Source organism: Serratia sp. 121840015-1 (assembly GCF_053627655.1).
The window spans coordinates 2,263,406-2,282,587 of record NZ_JBSEYF010000001.1 but is presented as its reverse complement, the minus strand read 5'-3'; the positions used below and the strand labels follow the sequence as shown (position 1 = coordinate 2,282,587).

The 19,182-nt window shown below is 58.4% G+C and carries 15 protein-coding genes; 10 read left to right on the top strand and 5 right to left on the bottom strand.

Features of this window, described 5'->3' with window-relative positions; translation table 11 throughout:
- The first annotated feature begins 185 nt into the window (after positions 1–185).
- From lolA to serS, 3 genes are all read left to right on the top strand, one after another.
- Positions 186–797, top strand: a complete 612-nt coding sequence (gene lolA, locus ACUXAC_RS11120) for an outer membrane lipoprotein chaperone LolA (protein ID WP_070913955.1) — start codon at positions 186–188, stop codon at positions 795–797.
- Between the two features lie 67 nt (positions 798–864).
- Positions 865–2,151: a replication-associated recombination protein A gene (locus ACUXAC_RS11115; RefSeq protein ID WP_060421860.1), complete on the top strand. Its 1,287-nt coding sequence runs from the start codon at positions 865–867 to the stop codon at positions 2,149–2,151.
- A 109-nt stretch (positions 2,152–2,260) separates the two neighbouring features.
- Entirely contained in the window at positions 2,261–3,553 is a 1,293-nt protein-coding gene (gene serS, locus ACUXAC_RS11110) for a serine--tRNA ligase (RefSeq protein ID WP_060440286.1), read from the top strand.
- A gap of 51 nt (positions 3,554–3,604) precedes the next feature.
- On the opposite strand, the gene ACUXAC_RS11105 is transcribed toward serS, so the two are convergent.
- Positions 3,605–3,970: a DUF1801 domain-containing protein gene (locus tag ACUXAC_RS11105; RefSeq protein WP_197773421.1), complete on the bottom strand. Its 366-nt coding sequence runs from the start codon at positions 3,968–3,970 to the stop codon at positions 3,605–3,607.
- A 163-nt stretch (positions 3,971–4,133) separates the two neighbouring features.
- Here ACUXAC_RS11105 and ACUXAC_RS11100 point away from each other — a divergent pair, with 163 nt between their 5' ends.
- Entirely contained in the window at positions 4,134–5,285 is a 1,152-nt protein-coding gene (locus ACUXAC_RS11100) for an MFS transporter (RefSeq protein ID WP_033637849.1), read from the top strand.
- Between the two features lie 48 nt (positions 5,286–5,333).
- Here ACUXAC_RS11100 and pflA read toward each other — a convergent pair whose 3' ends face one another.
- From pflA to ycaO, 4 genes are all read right to left on the bottom strand, one after another.
- Positions 5,334–6,074: a pyruvate formate lyase 1-activating protein gene (gene pflA / locus ACUXAC_RS11095; RefSeq protein WP_015377324.1), complete on the bottom strand. Its 741-nt coding sequence runs from the start codon at positions 6,072–6,074 to the stop codon at positions 5,334–5,336.
- 281 nt (positions 6,075–6,355) lie between these two features.
- Complete coding sequence (pflB, locus tag ACUXAC_RS11090) at positions 6,356–8,638, bottom strand: formate C-acetyltransferase (protein WP_016928324.1); 2,283 nt, start codon at positions 8,636–8,638, stop codon at positions 6,356–6,358.
- A 54-nt stretch (positions 8,639–8,692) separates the two neighbouring features.
- Positions 8,693–9,553 carry a formate transporter FocA gene (focA, locus tag ACUXAC_RS11085; RefSeq protein WP_019454548.1) on the bottom strand — a complete coding sequence of 287 codons (861 nt, stop codon included), beginning with the start codon at positions 9,551–9,553 and terminating at the stop codon, positions 8,693–8,695.
- 461 nt (positions 9,554–10,014) lie between these two features.
- On the bottom strand, positions 10,015–11,778 hold the full coding sequence (ycaO, locus tag ACUXAC_RS11080) for a 30S ribosomal protein S12 methylthiotransferase accessory factor YcaO (protein ID WP_141958705.1): 1,764 nt from the start codon (positions 11,776–11,778) through the stop codon (positions 10,015–10,017).
- A gap of 148 nt (positions 11,779–11,926) precedes the next feature.
- Here ycaO and ansB point away from each other — a divergent pair, with 148 nt between their 5' ends.
- From ansB to ihfB, 6 genes are all read left to right on the top strand, one after another.
- Positions 11,927–12,973 carry an L-asparaginase 2 gene (gene ansB, locus ACUXAC_RS11075; RefSeq protein ID WP_454266657.1) on the top strand — a complete coding sequence of 349 codons (1,047 nt, stop codon included), beginning with the start codon at positions 11,927–11,929 and terminating at the stop codon, positions 12,971–12,973.
- A 303-nt stretch (positions 12,974–13,276) separates the two neighbouring features.
- On the top strand, positions 13,277–14,362 hold the full coding sequence (serC, locus tag ACUXAC_RS11070) for a 3-phosphoserine/phosphohydroxythreonine transaminase (RefSeq protein ID WP_336947736.1): 1,086 nt from the start codon (positions 13,277–13,279) through the stop codon (positions 14,360–14,362).
- A 113-nt stretch (positions 14,363–14,475) separates the two neighbouring features.
- Positions 14,476–15,762 carry a 3-phosphoshikimate 1-carboxyvinyltransferase gene (gene aroA / locus ACUXAC_RS11065; protein WP_060440282.1) on the top strand — a complete coding sequence of 429 codons (1,287 nt, stop codon included), beginning with the start codon at positions 14,476–14,478 and terminating at the stop codon, positions 15,760–15,762.
- A gap of 266 nt (positions 15,763–16,028) precedes the next feature.
- Positions 16,029–16,718: a (d)CMP kinase gene (cmk, locus tag ACUXAC_RS11060; RefSeq protein WP_004928270.1), complete on the top strand. Its 690-nt coding sequence runs from the start codon at positions 16,029–16,031 to the stop codon at positions 16,716–16,718.
- A 184-nt stretch (positions 16,719–16,902) separates the two neighbouring features.
- Positions 16,903–18,576 carry a 30S ribosomal protein S1 gene (gene rpsA, locus ACUXAC_RS11055; RefSeq protein ID WP_004928267.1) on the top strand — a complete coding sequence of 558 codons (1,674 nt, stop codon included), beginning with the start codon at positions 16,903–16,905 and terminating at the stop codon, positions 18,574–18,576.
- 62 nt (positions 18,577–18,638) lie between these two features.
- Positions 18,639–18,923 (top strand): integration host factor subunit beta, encoded by a 285-nt coding sequence (gene ihfB, locus ACUXAC_RS11050; protein WP_004928264.1) that lies wholly within the window; start codon positions 18,639–18,641, stop codon positions 18,921–18,923.
- The last annotated feature ends 259 nt before the right edge of the window (positions 18,924–19,182 follow it).

Here is a 19,182-nt window from a genome sequence, read left to right as displayed (position 1 = left end):
ATTGCAATTCAATAAGAAAGGGCCGCTTAAGCGGCCCTTGTGCAAAGAAGCGTAAACCCGTTTCTTCTCGGAACATTGGCCTACCGGCCGATCGCCGGCTTCGGGTAAAGTAAGCGGGTAAAGGGTTGATTTGACCCGCACGGCGTCGCCCTGCGGTTAACGCATTTCATAAGGTATCTGGAATAATGAAAAAACTGTTAGTTGCCTGCTGTCTGCTTTCGGGATTCGCTTCTACCTCCGTGCTGGCCGATGCCGCGCAGGATCTGCAAAGTCGCCTGGCGAAGGTGAACAGTTTCCACGCCAGCTTCTCACAAACCGTGACCAGCGCCGACGGCGCCGCGGTGCAACAGGGGGAAGGCGAGCTGTGGGTGAAGCGGCCAAACCTGTTCAACTGGCACATGACGTCGCCTGATGAGAGCGTGCTGGTCTCCGATGGCCAGACCCTGTGGTTCTATAACCCGTTCGTCGAGCAGGTGACGGCGACCTGGCTGAAGAACGCCACCGGCAATACGCCGTTTATGCTGATCACCCGCAATAATGCCAACGACTGGAAACAGTACAACGTGAAGCAAAAGGGCGATGATTTCGAGCTGACGCCGAAGTCCGCCAGCGGCAACCTGAAGCAGTTCGCCATCAGCGTGACCAACAGCGGTACCATTCGCAGCTTCGCTGCGGTGGAGCAGGATGGTCAGCGCAGTTCCTACACGCTGAAAAGCCAACAGAACGTCGCCGCCGATCCGGCCAAATTCAAATTTACCCCACCGAAGGGGGTGACGCTGGACGACCAGCGCCAGTGAGGTGCAAGTGAGTAATAATCTGTCGCTCGATTTTTCCCAGAACGAGTTCCAGCCGTTGGCCGCGCGTATGCGGCCGACCACGCTGGCGCAGTATATCGGCCAGCAGCACCTGCTGGCCGCCGGTAAGCCGCTGCCGCGCGCCATCGAGGCCGGGCAGCTGCACTCGATGATTTTATGGGGGCCGCCGGGCACCGGGAAGACGACGCTGGCAGAGCTGATTGGCCGTTACGGTCAGGCGGATGTCGAACGGATCTCCGCCGTGACCTCCGGCATCAAGGAGATCCGCGAGGCGATCGAACGGGCGCGGCAAAATCGCGACGCCGGCCGCCGCACCATCCTGTTCGTCGACGAAGTGCACCGCTTCAATAAGAGCCAGCAGGACGCTTTCCTGCCGCACATTGAAGACGGCACCATCACCTTTATCGGCGCCACCACCGAAAATCCGTCGTTCGAGCTGAACTCGGCGCTGTTGTCCCGCGCCCGCGTTTACCTGCTGAAGGCGCTGACCGCCGAAGATATCGGCCAGGTGCTGGATCAGGCGATGGGCGACAAGGCGCGCGGCTTTGGCAATCAGAACGTAGAACTGCCGGCGGAAACGCGCCGCCTGCTGTCGGAACTGGTGGGCGGCGACGCGCGCCGGGCGCTGAACAGCCTGGAAATGATGGCGGACATGGCGGAGTTAGACGCCAAAGGCGTGCGGGTGCTGACACCGGAGCTGCTGAAAGAGGTGTCGGGCGAACGCAGCGCGCGCTTCGACAACAAGGGCGACCGCTATTACGACCTGATTTCCGCGCTGCATAAATCGGTGCGCGGCTCGGCGCCGGACGCGGCGCTGTACTGGTATGCGCGCATCATTACCGCCGGCGGCGATCCGCTCTATGTGGCCCGCCGTCTGTTGGCGATTGCCTCTGAAGACGTGGGTAACGCCGATCCGCGCGGTATGCAGGTGGCGATCGCCGCCTGGGATTGCTTCACCCGCGTGGGGCCGGCGGAGGGCGAGCGCGCCATCGCGCAGGCGATCGTTTATCTCGCCTGCGCGCCGAAGAGCAACGCGGTCTACACCGCGTTCAAGGCCGCCATGCGCGACGCCAAAGAGCAGGCCGATTATGACGTGCCGGAGCACCTGCGCAACGCGCCGACCAAGCTGATGAAGGAGATGGGGTTGGGGGCGGAGTACCGTTACGCCCACGACGAACCCAACGCCTACGCCGCCGGCGAGAACTATTTCCCGCCTGAAATGGCCCATACGCGCTACTATCAACCGACCTCGCGTGGGCTGGAAGGGAAAATCGGCGAAAAGTTGGCATGGCTGGCTGAGCAGGATCAAAATAGCCCGACAAAACGCTACCGCTAGCGAGGCCGTTGCGGTAAGGTTAGCGGGTATCACTCTTCTTTTATGCGGCTATAAATCAGCCGCATAGAACAACAACACTTCTTTCAATAACAACAAGCACAGGATTAGCATGCTCGATCCCAATCTGCTGCGTAATGAGCTAGACGCAGTCGCCGTCAAACTGGCTCGCCGAGGCTTTAAACTCGATCTGGATCTGCTGCGTTCGCAGGAAGAACGTCGCAAAGTTCTGCAGGTAGAAACTGAAACGCTGCAAGCGGAACGCAACTCCCGATCGAAATCCATCGGCGCGGCCAAAGCGCGTGGGGAAGACATCGAGCCGCTGCGTCGCGAAGTGAACGAGCTGGGTGACAAGCTGGATGCCGCCAAGGCGGCGCTGGATGCGCTGCAAAGCGAGATCCGCGATTACGCCCTGACGCTGCCTAACCTGCCGGACGACGCCGTGCCGGATGGTAAAGACGACAGCGAAAACCTGGAAGTGACCCGCTGGGGCGAACCGCGCCAGTACGACTTCACGGTGCGCGATCACGTCGATCTGGGCGAAATGGCCGGCGGGCTGGATTTTGCCGCCGCGGTTAAGCTGACCGGTTCGCGCTTCGTGGTGATGAAAGGGCAAATCGCTCGCATGCACCGTGCGCTGTCTCAGTTCATGCTGGATCTGCACACCGAGCAGCACGGCTACCTGGAGGCCTACGTGCCTTACCTGGTCAACCACGCCACGCTGTACGGCACCGGCCAGCTGCCGAAGTTCGGCGAAGATCTGTTCCATACCCGTCCGCTGGAAGAAGAAGCCGACAGCAGCAACTATGCGCTGATCCCAACGGCGGAAGTGCCGCTGACCAACCTGGTGCGCGACGAGATCGTGGAAGAGGAATCTCTGCCGCTGAAAATGACCGCACACACGCCATGCTTCCGTGCGGAAGCCGGTTCTTACGGCCGTGACACCCGCGGTTTGATCCGCATGCACCAGTTCGACAAGGTTGAAATGGTGCAGATCGTTCGTCCGGAAGATTCGATGGATGCCCTGGAAGAGCTGACCGGCCACGCGGAAAAAGTGCTGCAGCTGCTGAACCTGCCTTACCGCAAGGTGCTGCTGTGCACCGGCGACATGGGCTTCGGCGCATGCAAAACCTACGATCTGGAAGTGTGGCTGCCGGCGCAGGATACCTACCGCGAAATCTCGTCCTGCTCCAACATGTGGGACTTCCAGGCACGCCGCATGCAGGCGCGCTGCCGCAGCAAAGCCGACAAGAAGCCGCGTCTGGTTCACACCCTGAACGGCTCCGGCCTGGCGGTTGGCCGTACGCTGGTGGCGGTGCTGGAAAACTACCAGCAGGCCGACGGCCGCATTCAGGTACCTGAAGTGCTGCGTCCATATATGGGCGGCCTGGAATACATCGGCTAAACGACAAACCACGAAAAAAGCGCCTGCGGGCGCTTTTTTTATGCCGAGAGTTCAGCCCGTCGCCAGCGTATAAGCCTGTTGAATGTAGTCCGCCAGATGCTTGCTTTTCACCTCGTCGGGCGAGTGGAGCTTGATGTGTCGCCGATACTGGCCGCTGCCTTCGAGCTGGAGATAACGATCTTCCAATCGGTAGCCGTGGCCGAACTCCACCGTGACGTGGTGGCGATAGGCGAAAACGCCGCAGAAAAATTGGCTATGCGAGAACATGATGCCGCCGTATTTGACCGATTCGGTGACGCCGTTGCCGCTCGCCGCAGCGATCCGCCGCACCTGCTGCACAATGGCCAGCAGGTCACCTTGCGTACTGCCGATGTCCGCCAGCAGGGCCTCTACCGCCGCATCATTTGCCTGACTCATCTTGCCTCTTTGTCGTCAAATTCGCTCTGCGCTGAGCATAGCGCTTTTTCAGCCAGTTAGCCGGAAACAAATCGTGCGGTGGAATGATAAGAGGCGATTGACTTTTTTATCGCCAGTGGCATGATGCGCGCACTCTCATTGCGCGTTCGGTCACAATTTCACTATGTCCGCATACTCCCGCCCAGTGCTCTTATTGCTCTGCGGTCTCTTGCTGCTCACGGTATCCATTGCCGTTTTGAATACGCTCGTGCCTCTTTGGTTAACCCATGCTCAGCTGTCGACCTGGCAGGTGGGAATGGTCAGCTCCTCTTATTTCAGCGGCAACCTGTTGGGCACGCTGGTGGCGGGCAAACTGATCCAGCGCGTCGGCTTTACCCGCAGCTATCATCTTTCTTGTCTGGTGTTCGCCGCCGCGACCGCCGGCATGGTGCTGTCGATCGATTTTTGGAGCTGGCTGGGCTGGCGCTTCTTCGCCGGCGTCGGCTGCGCCTGGATTTGGGTGATCGTGGAAAGCGCGCTGTTGCGCAGCGGCAATCTCAGCAACCGCGGCCAGCTGCTGGCGGCCTATATGATTGTCTATTACCTCGGTACGGTGACCGGCCAATTGCTGTTGAGCATGACCTCGACGGAATTGCTGCACGTGGTGCCGTGGGTGACCGCCATCGTGATCAGCGCGATGTTGCCGATGCTGTTTGCGCGGGTCAACCGCCATGAAGACGAGCCGCAGCAGGCGGCGGTGTGGACAATGCTGAGACGCCGCAGCGCGCGCCTCGGCATCAATGGCTGCATCATCTCCGGCATCGTGCTCGGTTCGCTGTACGGCCTGATGCCGCTGTACCTCTCCCATCAGGGCATGAGCGACGCCAACGTCGGTTACTGGATGGCGCTGCTGGTCAGCTCAGGCATCGTCGGCCAGTGGCCGGTCGGTCGCTTGGCCGATCGTTACGGGCGTCTGCTGGTGCTGCGCATTCAGGTGTTCGTGGTGATCCTCGCCAGCGTGGCGATGCTCGGCAACTACGCCATGGCGCCTTCGCTGTTCATCCTCGGCTGCGCCGGCTTTACCCTGTACCCGGTGGCGATGTCCTGGGCCTGCGAGAAGGCGCTACCGCACGAGTTGGTGGCGATGAACCAGGCACTGCTGATGAGTTACACCATCGGCAGCCTGCTGGGCCCGTCGATGACGGCGCTGCTGATGCAAAACTACTCCGATCGCGTGCTGTTCGTGATGATCGCCGCCGTGGCGCTGGTTTACCTGCTGATGCTGCTGAAGAAGCAGAAGCCGGATCACCATCACACGCCGTTCGCCGCCGCCTGAGCATAAAAAAACCGGCCATGAGCCGGTTTTTCTTTGGCGCTGCGCCAATCAGTAAATGACTTTGTGGCCGTAGCTTTCCAGGATGCCTTTGACGCGATCCATGGTCTCGGCCTTCGGCGGATGAACGCCGTCCAGCTTGTATTCTTCCCCCATCGCCACCCATTTGTGCTTGCCCAGCTCGTGGTAGGGCAGCAGCTCGATTTTCTCGATGTTGGTCATGTCTTTGGTGAACTCGCCCAGCAGGTGCGCCGACTTATCGTCGTCTGACCAACCCGGCACCACCACGTAGCGGATCCAGGTGCGCTGGTTGCGTTTCGCCAGGTAGCGGGCGAATTCCAGCGTGCGGTGGTTGGAGACGCCGACCAGGTTCTGGTGGATCTCGTCGTTCATCTGTTTCAGGTCCAGCATCACCAGATCGGTGGTGTCCAGCAGCTCGTCGATCACCGGATCGTAGCGGCGCACGAAGCCATTGGTGTCCAGGCAGGTATTGATGCCTTCGGCGTGGCAGGCGCGGAACCAGTCGCGCACGAATTCAGCCTGCAGGATCGCCTCGCCGCCGGACGCGGTCACGCCGCCGCCGGAGGCGTTCATGAAGTGGCGGTAGGCCACCGCGTCTTTCATCAGCTCTTCGACGGTCACTTCTTTGCCGCCGTGGGTATCCCAGGTGTCGCGGTTATGGCAATAGAGGCAGCGCATCAGGCAGCCCTGGAAGAAGACGATAAAGCGGATCCCGGGCCCGTCGACGGTGCCGCAGGATTCGAAGGAGTGGATGCGACCAGTTACTGACATTGCGGGGTTTTCTCCAATATTGACTGTCAAACGCAGTCTAAAAATAGGCGCGTGGCCGCCGGCCAGGTATCTGCGATGCAGTGGCGGGGTGAGCCCGCCACCGGGGGTAATGATGCCTGTCGGCCGGTCAGTTGCCGGATAACTGTTTTGCCGGCTATCCATTCAGTATAGATGTCCGGCAAAACAGACTCGTACAGAGTCAGGGGAGAGCGGTGGGAGAAAAGGGCCGGCAGAACCGGCCCCGACGTTGGCACCGGGCGGTTTCCCGCCCGGTTGGCGTATTACATCGTTTGAGTGAAGGTACGAGTAATGACGTCCTGCTGTTGCTCTTTGGTCAGCGAGTTGAAGCGCACGGCGTAACCGGAAACGCGGATGGTCAGCTGAGGGTATTTCTCAGGGTTTTCCATCGCATCCAGCAGCATTTCGCGGTTCATCACGTTGACGTTCAGGTGCTGGCCGCCTTCGATGGAGGCTTCATGGTGGAAGTAACCATCCATCAGGCCCGCCAGGTTGGCTTTACGCACGTCGTCGTCTTTACCCAGCGCGTTAGGCACGATGGAGAAGGTGTAGGAGATCCCGTCTTTCGCGTAGGCAAACGGCAGTTTGGCTACCGAGGTCAGGGAGGCTACTGCGCCTTTCTGGTCGCGGCCGTGCATCGGGTTGGCACCTGGGCCGAACGGTGCGCCGGCGCGGCGGCCATCCGGGGTGTTACCGGTTTTCTTACCGTACACCACGTTGGAGGTGATGGTCAGTACGGACTGGGTCGGTACCGCATTGCGGTAGGTGCGCAGTTTCTGAATTTTCTTCATGAAACGTTCCACCAGGTCGCAGGCGATGTCATCGACGCGAGCGTCGTTGTTACCGAACTGCGGATACTCGCCTTCCACTTTGAAGTCGATGGCCAGGCCGTCTTCGTCGCGAATGGTGGTGACTTTCGCGTACTTGATGGCAGACAGGGAGTCGGCCGCCACGGACAGACCGGCGATGCCGCAAGCCATGGTGCGATAAACGTCACGGTCATGCAGCGCCATCAGCGCAGCTTCGTAGCTGTACTTGTCGTGCATGTAGTGAATGATGTTCAGCGCGGTCACGTACTGCTTGGCCAGCCAATCCATAAAGTGGTCCATGCGCGCCATGACTTTGTCATAGTCCAGCACTTCGTCCATCATCGGCGCTTCTTTCGGGCCGACCTGCATTTTCAGTTTTTCGTCAACGCCGCCGTTGATGGCGTACAGCATGGTTTTCGCCAGGTTGGCGCGGGCGCCGAAGAACTGCATTTGTTTACCGACGATCATCGGGCTGACGCAGCAAGCGATGGCATAGTCATCGTTGTTGAAGTCAGGGCGCATCAGGTCGTCGTTTTCGTACTGAACGGAAGAGGTGTCGATGGACACTTTCGCCGCGAATTTCTTGAAGTTCAGCGGCAGCTTCTCAGACCACAGGATGGTCATGTTCGGCTCCGGAGACGGCCCCATGGTGTACAGGGTGTTCAGGAAGCGGAAGCTGTTTTTGGTGACCAGGGTACGGCCGTCGACGCCCATACCGGCCAGGGATTCCGTTGCCCAGATTGGGTCGCCGGAGAACAGCTCATCGTACTCAGGGGTACGCAGGAAACGCACCATACGCAGTTTCATCACCAGGTGGTCGATCAGTTCCTGCGCTTGTTCTTCGGTCAGTTTGCCCGCCTTAATGTCGCGCTCGATGAACACGTCGAGGAAGGTGGACACGCGGCCGAAGGACATGGCGGCGCCGTTCTGGGATTTTACCGCGGCCAGGTAGCCGAAGTAGGTCCACTGCACCGCTTCTTGCGCGCTGGTGGCCGGGCCGGAGATGTCGTAACCGTATTTGGCGGCCATCTCTTTGATCTGAGCCAGAGCGCGGTGCTGTTCAGCGATCTCTTCGCGCAGCTGGATGGTCATTTCCAGATCTTCGCCGTTTTCCAGTTTTTCCTGCAGCGATTTGAACTGGTTCAGTTTGTCGGCCATCAGGAAGTCGATACCGTACAGCGCCACGCGGCGGTAGTCGCCGATGATGCGGCCACGGCCGTAGGCATCTGGCAGACCGGTCAGCACGCCGGATTTACGGCAGTTCAGGATGTCTTTGGTGTAAACGTCGAATACGCCCTGGTTGTGGGTTTTACGGTATTCGGTGAACACTTTTTTCAGCTGCGGATCCAGTTCGCGGCCGTACACTTTGCACGAACCTTCGACCATTTTGATGCCGCCGAACGGGATCAGCGCGCGTTTCAGAGGGGCGTCGGTCTGCAGACCTACGATGGTTTCCAGCTCTTTGGCGATGTAACCCGCGTCGTGAGAAATGATGGTTGAAGCAACGTTGGTGTCGAAATCAACCGGCGCGTGAGTGCGGTTTTCCAGTTTGATCCCTTCCATAACCTTGTCCCACAAGGTGGTGGTGGCTTGAGTTGCGCCAGCCAGGAAGGATTCGTCACCCTCATAAGGCGTGTAGTTTTTCTGGATGAAGTCACGAACGTTGACTTCATTCTGCCAGTCACCCTTGCTGAAACCTTCCCAAGCGTTGGCTAATTTCTCGTTAAGTTCGGTCATTGTACACCTACCTTTGATTGTGGATTTCTAACTCTGCGCGCGGTAACTCACAGCTTAGTGCTGTTCGCGGCCCCCGCGCAGATAAATTACCCAGTAAGTCAACCCAACCAGCAGACCGCCGCCGATGATGTTGCCGATAGTGACCGGAATCAGGTTGTCGATGATGAAGTTGCTTACTGTCAGATGAGCGAATTGCTCAGGTACCGCCCCTACGGCTTGCCAGAACTCCGGCGTGGCGAAGTGTTTGACCACGATGCCCATAGGGATCATAAACATGTTGGCGATGCTGTGTTCGAAGCCGCTGGCGACAAACATCCCGACCGGCAGCACCATGGCGAGCATCTTGTCGGTCAGAGTGCGGCCGGAGTAGCTCATCCAGACCGCCAGGCAGACCATCAGGTTAGCCAGAATGCCGAGGCACACGGCTTCGATAAAGGTGTGATGCAGCTTGTGGTCTGCGGTTTGCAGGACATTCAGGCCCCACTGGCCGTTGGCGACCATATACTCGCCGGAGAACCAGATCAGCGCCACGAAGAACAGCGCGCCGACCAGATTGCCGAGATAAACGTTCAGCCAGTTGGCACCCAGCTGGCCCCAGCTGATGCGGCCGCTGGCCTTGGCGATGACGATAAGTACGGTAGAGGTGAACAGGTCAGCGCCCGACACCACCACCAGCATTAACCCGAGAGAGAAGCAGATGCCGCCGACCAGTTTCGCCAGCCCGAAAGGCACGCCGGCGGTGCCGGTGGTCGCCGTGATGTAGAAGACGAAGGCGATGGAAATGAAGACACCGGCGGTGATCGCCAAATAAAACGTTTTCAGCGGATGTTTGGTGGCTTTATACACGCCGGCATCTTCAGCGATTTTCGCCGTGGCCGCAGGTAAAATCAGATCGAAGGGGCTGTCAGTTTTCAAACTAACTCTCGCTCTTAAGGGTTAAAACAACGCAATGAGATACTAGCAAAGCAGTATAGGGGAAAATTTGATTTGGATCATAAGGCGGGGAAGTAGAGCGGCAAAATGGCGTGTTTTTTGTGTGGTTTTTATGGTTAATTTATTGATTTTTAAGTAAAAACATTTTTTTAATGTTTGCAAAATTTTTTGAATTCACCGGGTGGACGGCGTAGGGTAAAGTTAAATTTTTAGGCGTTTTGTCGCCGCGCAGCGCTGAAAGTTTAATTATCGGTTAATTATTATTTCACCGTCCGGCAACAATTGACGGTTTATTTATTTTTATGGTCGTTTAACCGCCAATTTTCCGGCGAGAAAATAAAAGCGAATGCGTTGAAATACACCGCAAAAATGAAAACGCCGCAGCGAAGTGCGGCGTTTGGCAGTAGGGGTACTCCCAAAGTGGCAGTACCCCCTGATGATGCTTAGGCCTTGGCCCAGTGGCGGCGTTTGGCCGCCTGCAGCTTCTCGTAGGCCGCCAGCAGCGCCTGATGGGCCGGCAACGCCTTCAGATCGGCATCGACGGCGAACAGCCCGTTGAAGCGCGCTTCACCGCTGATGGCGGCGGAGGCGGCGTCGACCGCTTCCTGGCCGTACATCTTCACGAACGCGGTGTAGTACTGCGCCGCTTCGCGTTCAGGCTCCTGCGCCAGCAGCAGCAGCGTTTGCAGACAGCGGTAGTAGTTGCTGCGCGCCGGGCTCAGCACCGAGGCGTTGAAGTCCTGCGTCCATTCGGTCCAGATCAGCGCCTGATCCAGATCGCCGCCCGCCAGCGCCAGCATCGACTTCAGCTCGCCCACGCGCAGGGTATGCCAGGCGTTGTCTTTGCCGCTGGCAATGCCCAGCAGTTCGCGTACGCGGGTGAAGTCGTCCAGCCCTTCGTCGTCCAACTGCTCGATCAGCGCCAGGTACTCTTCCGGCTCCCACTCGCTGCCCGGCAGCGCCAGCAGCGTATCGCGCAGGTGCGCGCCCATGCTGTTGTTGGCCAGCAGCAGGTCTTCCGCCGGATAAATGTCGGACATGCCCGGCACGATGATGCGGCAAGCGTAGACGCCCAGGTGCTCGTAGTCGGCGATGTACACTTCCGCGTCTTCTTTGTCGAAGATGCTCATCAGGGTGGCGAACTCTTCCTGCGTGCTGCCGCTGAAGTTCCAGTCAACGAACGGGTAATCGGCGTCCTGTTTGAACAGATCCCAGGAGATCAGGCCGCTGGAGTCGATGAAGTGCGTTTCCAGGTTGGTGTGTTCCGCCACTTCTTCGTCATCGAAGGTCGGTGCGGTGAACACGTCGAGATCTTTCAGGCTGCGGCCCTGCAGCAGTTCGGTTACCGTGCGCTCCAGTGCCACGCCGAAGTCCGGGTGCGCGCCGAACGAAGCGAAGCAGGTGCCGTTGGTCGGGTTGAACAGCACCACGCAAATGACCGGGTAGTTGCCGCCCAGCGAGGCGTCATAGGAGAGGATCGGGAAACCTTCCTCTTCCAGCTTGGCGATGGCTTCCACCACGCCCGGGTAACGGTTCAGCACTTCGTCCGGGATCGCCGGCAGGCTGATGGATTCGGCGATGATGCGGTTTTTCACATAGCGCTCGAACACTTCCGACAGGCCCTGCACGCGCGCTTCGTTGGCGGTGTTGCCAGCGGACATGCCGTTGGAAACATACAGGTTGCCGATGATGTTCATCGGGATGTACACGGTTTGCTGATCGGACTGACGGGTAAACGGCAGCGCACACACGCCGCGATCGGAGTTGCCGGATTGCAGATCGACAAGATCGCTGGCGCTCAGCTCTTGCTGCGGATCGTAGAAGGCGTGCAGGCGTTCGTCGAGGATGCCGGCCGGCAGCGCGTCGTCTTCAGGGATCGGGAACCATTTCTCATTCGGGTAGTGCACGAAATCGCCTTCGGCAATCTGCTTGCCCAGATAGAAATCGGCGAAGAAGTAGTTGGTGGACAGGCGCTCGAAATATTCACCCAGCGCGGAGGCCAGCGCGGCTTTTTTGCTGGCGCCTTTGCCGTTGGTGAAGCACAGCGGGCAATCGCGATCGCGAATGTGCACTGACCACACGTGCGGCACCGGGTTCAGCCAGGAGGCTTCTTCGATGTTGAAACCGAGATCGCTCAGTTTCTGCTGGAAACGGGCGATGGAGTCTTCCAGGGCGGCGTCTTTACCGGGGATAAAAGTTTGCGTCATTGTCTTCACTTTTTGCGCGTACTAAAAACGCGCAATGATACGGGGTTTTACGCTGGAGCTCCACGTATTCCTAAAGCGGCGGCAAAGTCACAGTTTTTTTAAGGATAAAGGCCATAATTCAGCGAGTTATCTGTCACGGAGAAATCTAATGAAATCAGTGAAACTCAGCGCGTTAACCCTCCTGTTGACCGGCTTCAGCGCCTCGGCGCTGGCGCTGCCCAACATCACCCTGCTGGCGACCGGCGGCACCATTGCCGGCGGCGGCGATTCGGCGACGAAATCCAACTATACGGCGGGCAAGCTGGGCGTCGAGGCGTTGGTCGATGCGGTGCCGGCGCTGAAAAACATCGCCAACGTGCAGGGGGAGCAGGTGGTGAACATCGGTTCGCAGGACATGAACGATCGGGTCTGGCTGACGTTGGCGAAGAAAATTGACGCCGACTGTGGCAAGACCGACGGCTTCGTCATCACCCACGGCACCGATACGCTGGAAGAGACGGCCTATTTCCTCGATCTGACGGTGAAGTGCGACAAGCCGGTGGTGCTGGTGGGGGCGATGCGGCCGGCGACGGCGATGAGCGCCGATGGTCCGTTCAACCTGTATAATGCGGTGGCGACGGCGGCGGATCCGCAATCGGCCAACCGCGGGGTGCTGGTGGCGATGAACGACACCGTGCTGGATGCGCGCGACGTCACCAAGACCAACACCACCGCCGTGCAGACCTTCCAGTCGCCAAACTACGGCCCGCTGGGATATATCCACAACGGCAAGATCGATTACCAGCGCTCGCCGCAGCGTAAGCATACCCGGGATACGCCGTTCGACGTCAACAAGCTGAACGAACTGCCGAAGGTCGGCATCGTCTACAACTATGCCAACGCCTCCGATGCGCCGGCCAAGGCGCTGATCGCCGAAGGCTATCAGGGCATCGTCAGCGCCGGGGTCGGCAACGGCAACCTGTATAAAACGGTGTTCGACACCCTGGCGACGGCGGCGCACAACGGTGTGGCGGTGGTGCGTTCATCGCGCGTGCCAACCGGCGCCACCACCGAAGATGCGGAAGTGGACGACGCCAAGTACGGCTTTGTTGCCGCCGGCACGCTGAATCCGCAAAAAGCGCGCATTCTGCTGCAGCTGGCGCTGACGCAAACCAAAGATGCGAAGCAAATCCAGCAGATGTTTAATCAGTACTGATCGTTTTCTCTTCTGCGGGGGCCGACCGGGGCTCCCGCAGCCATCTTGGCTGAATACAGCATAAAACACCGCGTTAACCCGCTGAATTTCCCCATGTCGCAGGGTTTTATCGTCCAAACAATCGCGACGGCCGCAGAGCCTGTCATCACCCGGCGCGGCCGTTTGCCGCCGACGGGTGAATAAGCGTTGCAGCCATGGGGCGTGAGTGATAAAACCGATGGGTTGGTTAACGCGAGCGTTAACTTCGGGCGTCTTTTCGACAGGTCGCTTTTCTGCGGCGAACAGTGAATGTGGTGAGGGGAAATGACTCAGGTTTATAATTTTAGCTCTGGCCCGGCGATGCTGCCGGTGGAAGTGTTGCGTCGTGCGGAACAGGAACTGTGCAACTGGCACGGTCTGGGCACGTCAGTGATGGAGATCAGTCACCGCAGCAAAGAATTCATCGCCGTTGCCGAGCAGGCGGAACAGGATCTGCGCGATCTGCTGAAAGTCCCCTCCAACTATAAAGTGCTGTTTTGCCACGGCGGCGCCCGCGCGCAGTTCGCCGCGCTGCCGCTGAACCTGCTGGGCGACAAGGCCACCGCCGACTATATCGACGGCGGCTATTGGGCGCACAGCGCCATCAAGGAAGCGGAAAAGTATTGCGCCCCGAACGTCATCGACGTGAAAACCCGTATCGACGGCCTGAGCGGCATCAAGCCGATGAAAGAGTGGCAGCTCAGCGACGACGCGGCCTATGTCCACTATTGCCCGAATGAGACCATCGACGGCGTGGCCATCGATGAAACGCCGGACTTCGGCGACAAGGTGGTGATCGGCGATTACTCCTCGACCATCCTGTCCCGCCCGCTCGACGTCAGCCGTTTCGGCGTGATTTACGCCGGCGCGCAGAAAAATATCGGCCCGGCCGGCCTGACGCTGGTGATCGTACGCGACGATCTGCTGGGTAAGGCGCGCAAAGAAGTGCCGTCGATCCTCGACTACACCGTGCTGGCCGAAAACGACTCGATGTTCAACACCCCGCCAACCTTCGCCTGGTACCTGTCCGGGCTGGTGTTCAAATGGCTGAAAGAGCAGGGTGGCCTGGTGGAGATGCAAAAACGCAATCAGGCCAAGGCCGAACTGCTGTACGCGACCATCGATAAATCCGACTTTTACCGCAGCCAGGTGGCGATCGCCAACCGTTCCTGGATGAACGTGCCGTTCCAGCTGGCCAATGCGGCGCTGGACAAGGTGTTCCTCAGCGAAGCCGAAGCCATCGGCCTGCAGGCGCTGAAAGGCCACCGGGTAGTTGGCGGGATGCGCGCTTCTATTTACAATGCCATGCCGCTGGCCGGCGTGCAGGCGCTGACCGACTTCATGGCCGACTTCGAACGTCGTCACGGTTGATTCCGTCAGCCCGCCCGACGCGGGCTGCTCAGGCTGTTGTCCTTTTGCATTAAAGCGGCTCCGGCATTATTCCGGAGCCGTTTCGTTTATCAGAATTGGAGAGTTTTGTTCACATGGTGGATTCCCTGACGTTACACCCGGTCGCCCTGGTCAATGGCACCGTCAACTTACCCGGCTCCAAGAGCGTTTCTAACCGCGCTCTGCTGCTGGCGGCGCTGGCGAAAGGCACGACCCGGCTGACCAACCTGCTGGACAGCGACGACGTGCGTCATATGCTGAACGCGCTGCAGGCGTTGGGCGTGAACTATCAGCTTTCCGCCGATCGCACCGTGTGCGAAGTGACCGGCGTGGCCGGGCCGCTGGTGGCCGGCCAGCCGCTGGAACTGTTCCTCGGCAACGCCGGGACGGCGATGCGCCCATTGGCGGCGGCGCTGTGCCTCGGTGAAGGCGACGTGGTGTTGACCGGCGAACCGCGCATGAAAGAGCGCCCGATCGGCCATTTGGTGGACGCGTTGCGCCAGGGCGGGGCGCAGATTGATTACCTCGAGCAGACCGATTACCCGCCGATTCGCCTGCGCGGCGGCTTCCAGGGCGGCGAGGTCACCGTTGACGGCAGCGTCTCCAGCCAGTTCCTGACCGCGTTGCTGATGACCGCGCCGCTGGCGCCGCAGGATACGCAGATCCACATCAAGGGCGAGCTGGTTTCCAAGCCGTACATCGACATCACGCTGCATCTGATGCGCACCTTCGGCGTATCGGTGAGCCACGACAACTACCGGGTGTTCCATATCCAGGGGCGTCAGACGTATATCGCGCCGGGCGATTACCTGGTTGAGGGCGATGCTTCTTCCGCCTCTTACTTCCTGGCGGCGGCGGCTATCAAGGGCGGCACCGTGCGCGTGACCGGCATCGGCCGCAAAAGCGTGCAGGGCGACACCAAGTTTGCCGACGTGCTGGAGAAAATGGGCGCGCGCATTACCTGGGGCGACGATTTCATCGAATGCAGCCGCGGTGAACTGCGCGGCATCGACATGGACATGAACCACATTCCGGACGCGGCGATGACCATCGCCACCGCAGCGCTGTTCGCCGAGGGGCCGACCACCATTCGCAATATCTACAACTGGCGGGTAAAGGAGACCGACCGTCTGGCGGCGATGGCCACCGAGCTGCGTAAAGTGGGGGCGGAAGTGGACGAAGGCGAAGACTACATTCACGTCGTGCCGCCGGCCAAACTGCAGTTTGCCGAGATTGGCACCTACAACGATCACCGTATGGCGATGTGTTTCTCGCTGGTGGCGCTGTCGGATACTCCGGTCACCATTCTCGATCCGAAATGCACCGCGAAAACCTTCCCGGACTATTTCGAACAGCTGGCGCGCATCAGCCAGCCGGCGTAACCCGTCAAATCGTTTATTTTAAGGCCCCTTTGTGGGCCTTTATCGTTTTTAACCTTTGGCGACCGGCGTTTCTTCTATACTTTTTCGCGGTTGTGCGCTTATTTTCAACAACCGGACAGTTCCAGGGTAACAGATCGCCGTAGGGCAGCGTATAATACGCCACCGTATTTGCCCCTGATTGGGCAGGTGACAGAGAGTTCGGCGCGCGGGCCTTGAGCCGAAGCGCACCGTGTCTCTGTGAGGTTTTCTACCTGAAGGAGAGAGAAATGACGGCTACAGCCCCGGTGATAACCGTTGATGGACCAAGTGGCGCAGGCAAAGGCACGCTGTGTAAAGCGTTGGCCGAGTCCCTTGGTTGGCGTTTGCTGGACTCCGGCGCGATCTATCGCGTGCTGGCGCTGGCGGCGTTGCATCATCAGGTGGATATCACTTCTGAGGAAGCGCTGGTTCCGCTGGCCGCACATCTCGATGTTCGCTTCGTTGCCCAGGACGGCAAGCTGCAGGTGATTTTGGAAGGTGAGGACGTCAGCAATGAGATCCGCACCGAAACCGTCGGCAACACCGCGTCACAAGCGGCGGCGTTTCCGCGCGTGCGCGAGGCGCTGCTGCGCCGCCAGCGCGCATTCCGCGAGGCGCCCGGCCTGATTGCCGATGGCCGCGACATGGGCACGGTGGTGTTCCCGGACGCGCCGGTCAAGATTTTCCTCGACGCCAGCTCGGAGGAGCGCGCGCACCGCCGCATGCTGCAGTTGCAGGAGAAGGGCTTTAATGTTAACTTTGAACGTCTTTTAGCCGAGATAAAGGAACGGGACGACCGTGACCGTAATCGGCCTATCGCGCCTCTGGTGCCCGCTTCTGACGCCCTCGTGCTGGATTCTACCAGCATGTCGATCGAAGAAGTGATCCGGCAGGCGTTGACGTATGCACAGAAAGTGTTGGCGTTGCCGCAGCAATAAGCGCGGCGGCGCTATTGGCTTTTTGTCATATTTGTCATAGCGGTATCGCAATATATCGGGTAAAATTTTACCCCTGTAACCTTAAACCCTGTCGGCATGGAGCCAATGGCGGGGTATGTGAAACAACCCCATTCGGCGGGACGCTAAATGGACGTTAAACTAAAGAACCCTGAAGATTAACAACATGACTGAATCTTTCGCTCAACTCTTTGAAGAATCCTTAAAAGAAATCGAAACCCGCCCGGGTTCCATCGTTCGTGGCGTCGTTGTTGCTATCGACAAAGATATCGTACTGGTTGACGCCGGTCTGAAATCTGAGTCTGCCATCCCGGCTGAGCAATTCAAAAACGCCCAGGGCGAGCTGGAAATCCAGGTTGGTGACGAAGTTGACGTTGCTCTGGATGCTGTTGAAGACGGCTTCGGTGAAACCCTGCTGTCCCGTGAGAAAGCTAAGCGTCACGAAGCTTGGATCACGCTGGAAAAAGCTTACGAAGAAGCTGAGACTGTAACCGGTGTTATCAACGGCAAAGTGAAGGGTGGCTTCACCGTCGAGCTGAACGGCATCCGCGCGTTCCTGCCAGGTTCCCTGGTTGACGTGCGTCCGGTACGTGACACTCTGCACCTGGAAGGCAAAGAGCTTGAGTTCAAAGTCATCAAGCTGGATCAGAAGCGCAACAACGTTGTCGTTTCTCGCCGTGCGGTTATCGAATCCGAGAACAGCGCTGAGCGCGATCAACTGCTGGAAAACCTGCAGGAAGGCATGGAAGTTAAAGGTATCGTTAAGAACCTCACTGACTACGGTGCATTCGTTGATCTGGGCGGCGTAGACGGCCTGCTGCACATCACTGACATGGCTTGGAAACGCGTTAAGCACCCAAGCGAAATCGTCAATGTTGGCGATGAAATCACTGTTAAAGTGCTGAAGTTCGACCGCGAACGTACTCGTGTATCCCTGGGCCTGAAACAGCTGGGCGAAGATCCATGGGTTGCTATCGCGAAACGTTACCCAGAAGGCACCAAGCTGACTGGTCGTGTAACCAACCTGACTGATTACGGCTGCTTCGTAGAAATCGAAGAAGGCGTTGAAGGTCTGGTACACGTTTCTGAAATGGATTGGACCAACAAAAACATCCATCCGTCCAAAGTTGTTAACGTGGGCGACGTAGTGGAAGTGATGGTTCTGGACATCGATGAAGAGCGTCGTCGTATCTCCCTGGGCCTGAAGCAGTGCAAATCCAACCCATGGCAGCAGTTCGCAGAAACCCACAACAAGGGCGACCGCGTTGAAGGTAAAATCAAGTCTATCACTGACTTCGGTATCTTCATCGGCCTGGACGGCGGCATCGACGGCCTGGTTCACCTGTCTGACATCTCCTGGAACGTTGCAGGCGAAGAAGCAGTACGTGAATACAAGAAAGGCGACGAAATCGCAGCGGTTGTTCTGCAAGTTGACGCAGAGCGCGAGCGTATCTCCCTGGGCGTGAAGCAGCTGGCTGAAGACCCGTTCAATAACTACCTGTCTATGAACAAGAAAGGTGCTATTGTTACTGGTAAAGTCACTGCAGTTGACGCCAAAGGTGCTACAGTTGAATTGGCAGGCGGCGTAGAAGGTTACCTGCGTGCATCTGAAGCCTCTCGCGACCGCATTGAAGATGCAACTCTGGTTCTGAACGTAGGTGACGAAGTTGAAGCTAAATTCACCGGCGTTGACCGTAAGAACCGCGTTGTAAGCCTGTCCGTACGTGCTAAGGACGAAGCTGACGAGAAAGACGCCATCGCAACTGTTAACAACAAACAGGAAGAAGGCAACTTCTCTAACGCAATGGCTGAAGCTTTCAAAGCGGCTAAAGGCGAGTAATGACGGGGGGCGGTTTCTGACCGCCCCGATACGGTAGTTTAGCTGCAAAGCTTGGAGGTACTATGACCAAGTCTGAACTTATTGAAAGACTTGCTGGCCAGCAATCTCATATTCCGGCGAAGGCCGTTGAGGATGCAGTGAAAGAGATGCTTGAGCACATGGCCGCAACGCTGGCCGAGGGCGAACGCATTGAGATCCGCGGATTCGGCAGTTTTTCTCTTCACTACCGTGCCCCGCGTGTAGGCCGCAACCCGAAAACCGGTGACAAAGTTGAGCTGGACGGCAAGTACGTTCCTCACTTCAAACCTGGCAAAGAGTTGCGTGACCGCGCCAATATCTATGGCTAGTCGCTGACTGCTCATAGCGTTGTTGCTTGTAAAGAATATAAAACGGTGCCTTTAAGGCGCCGTTTTTTTTCGCCTGCGATTCTCCATGACACGCAAGTGAATTGCGTACTGCGCCGCATTTGCGGTGTGGCTGCTGCATAGGCCTCTCTTATCCTGCCATGCTCACCGCATCTTCGTTAAAGCCCGCTGGCGGCGACATATCGCCTCAACGATCCTGCTTGCTTGCCGTGACGCGTTTTTGCTCATGGTGGAGCCGATG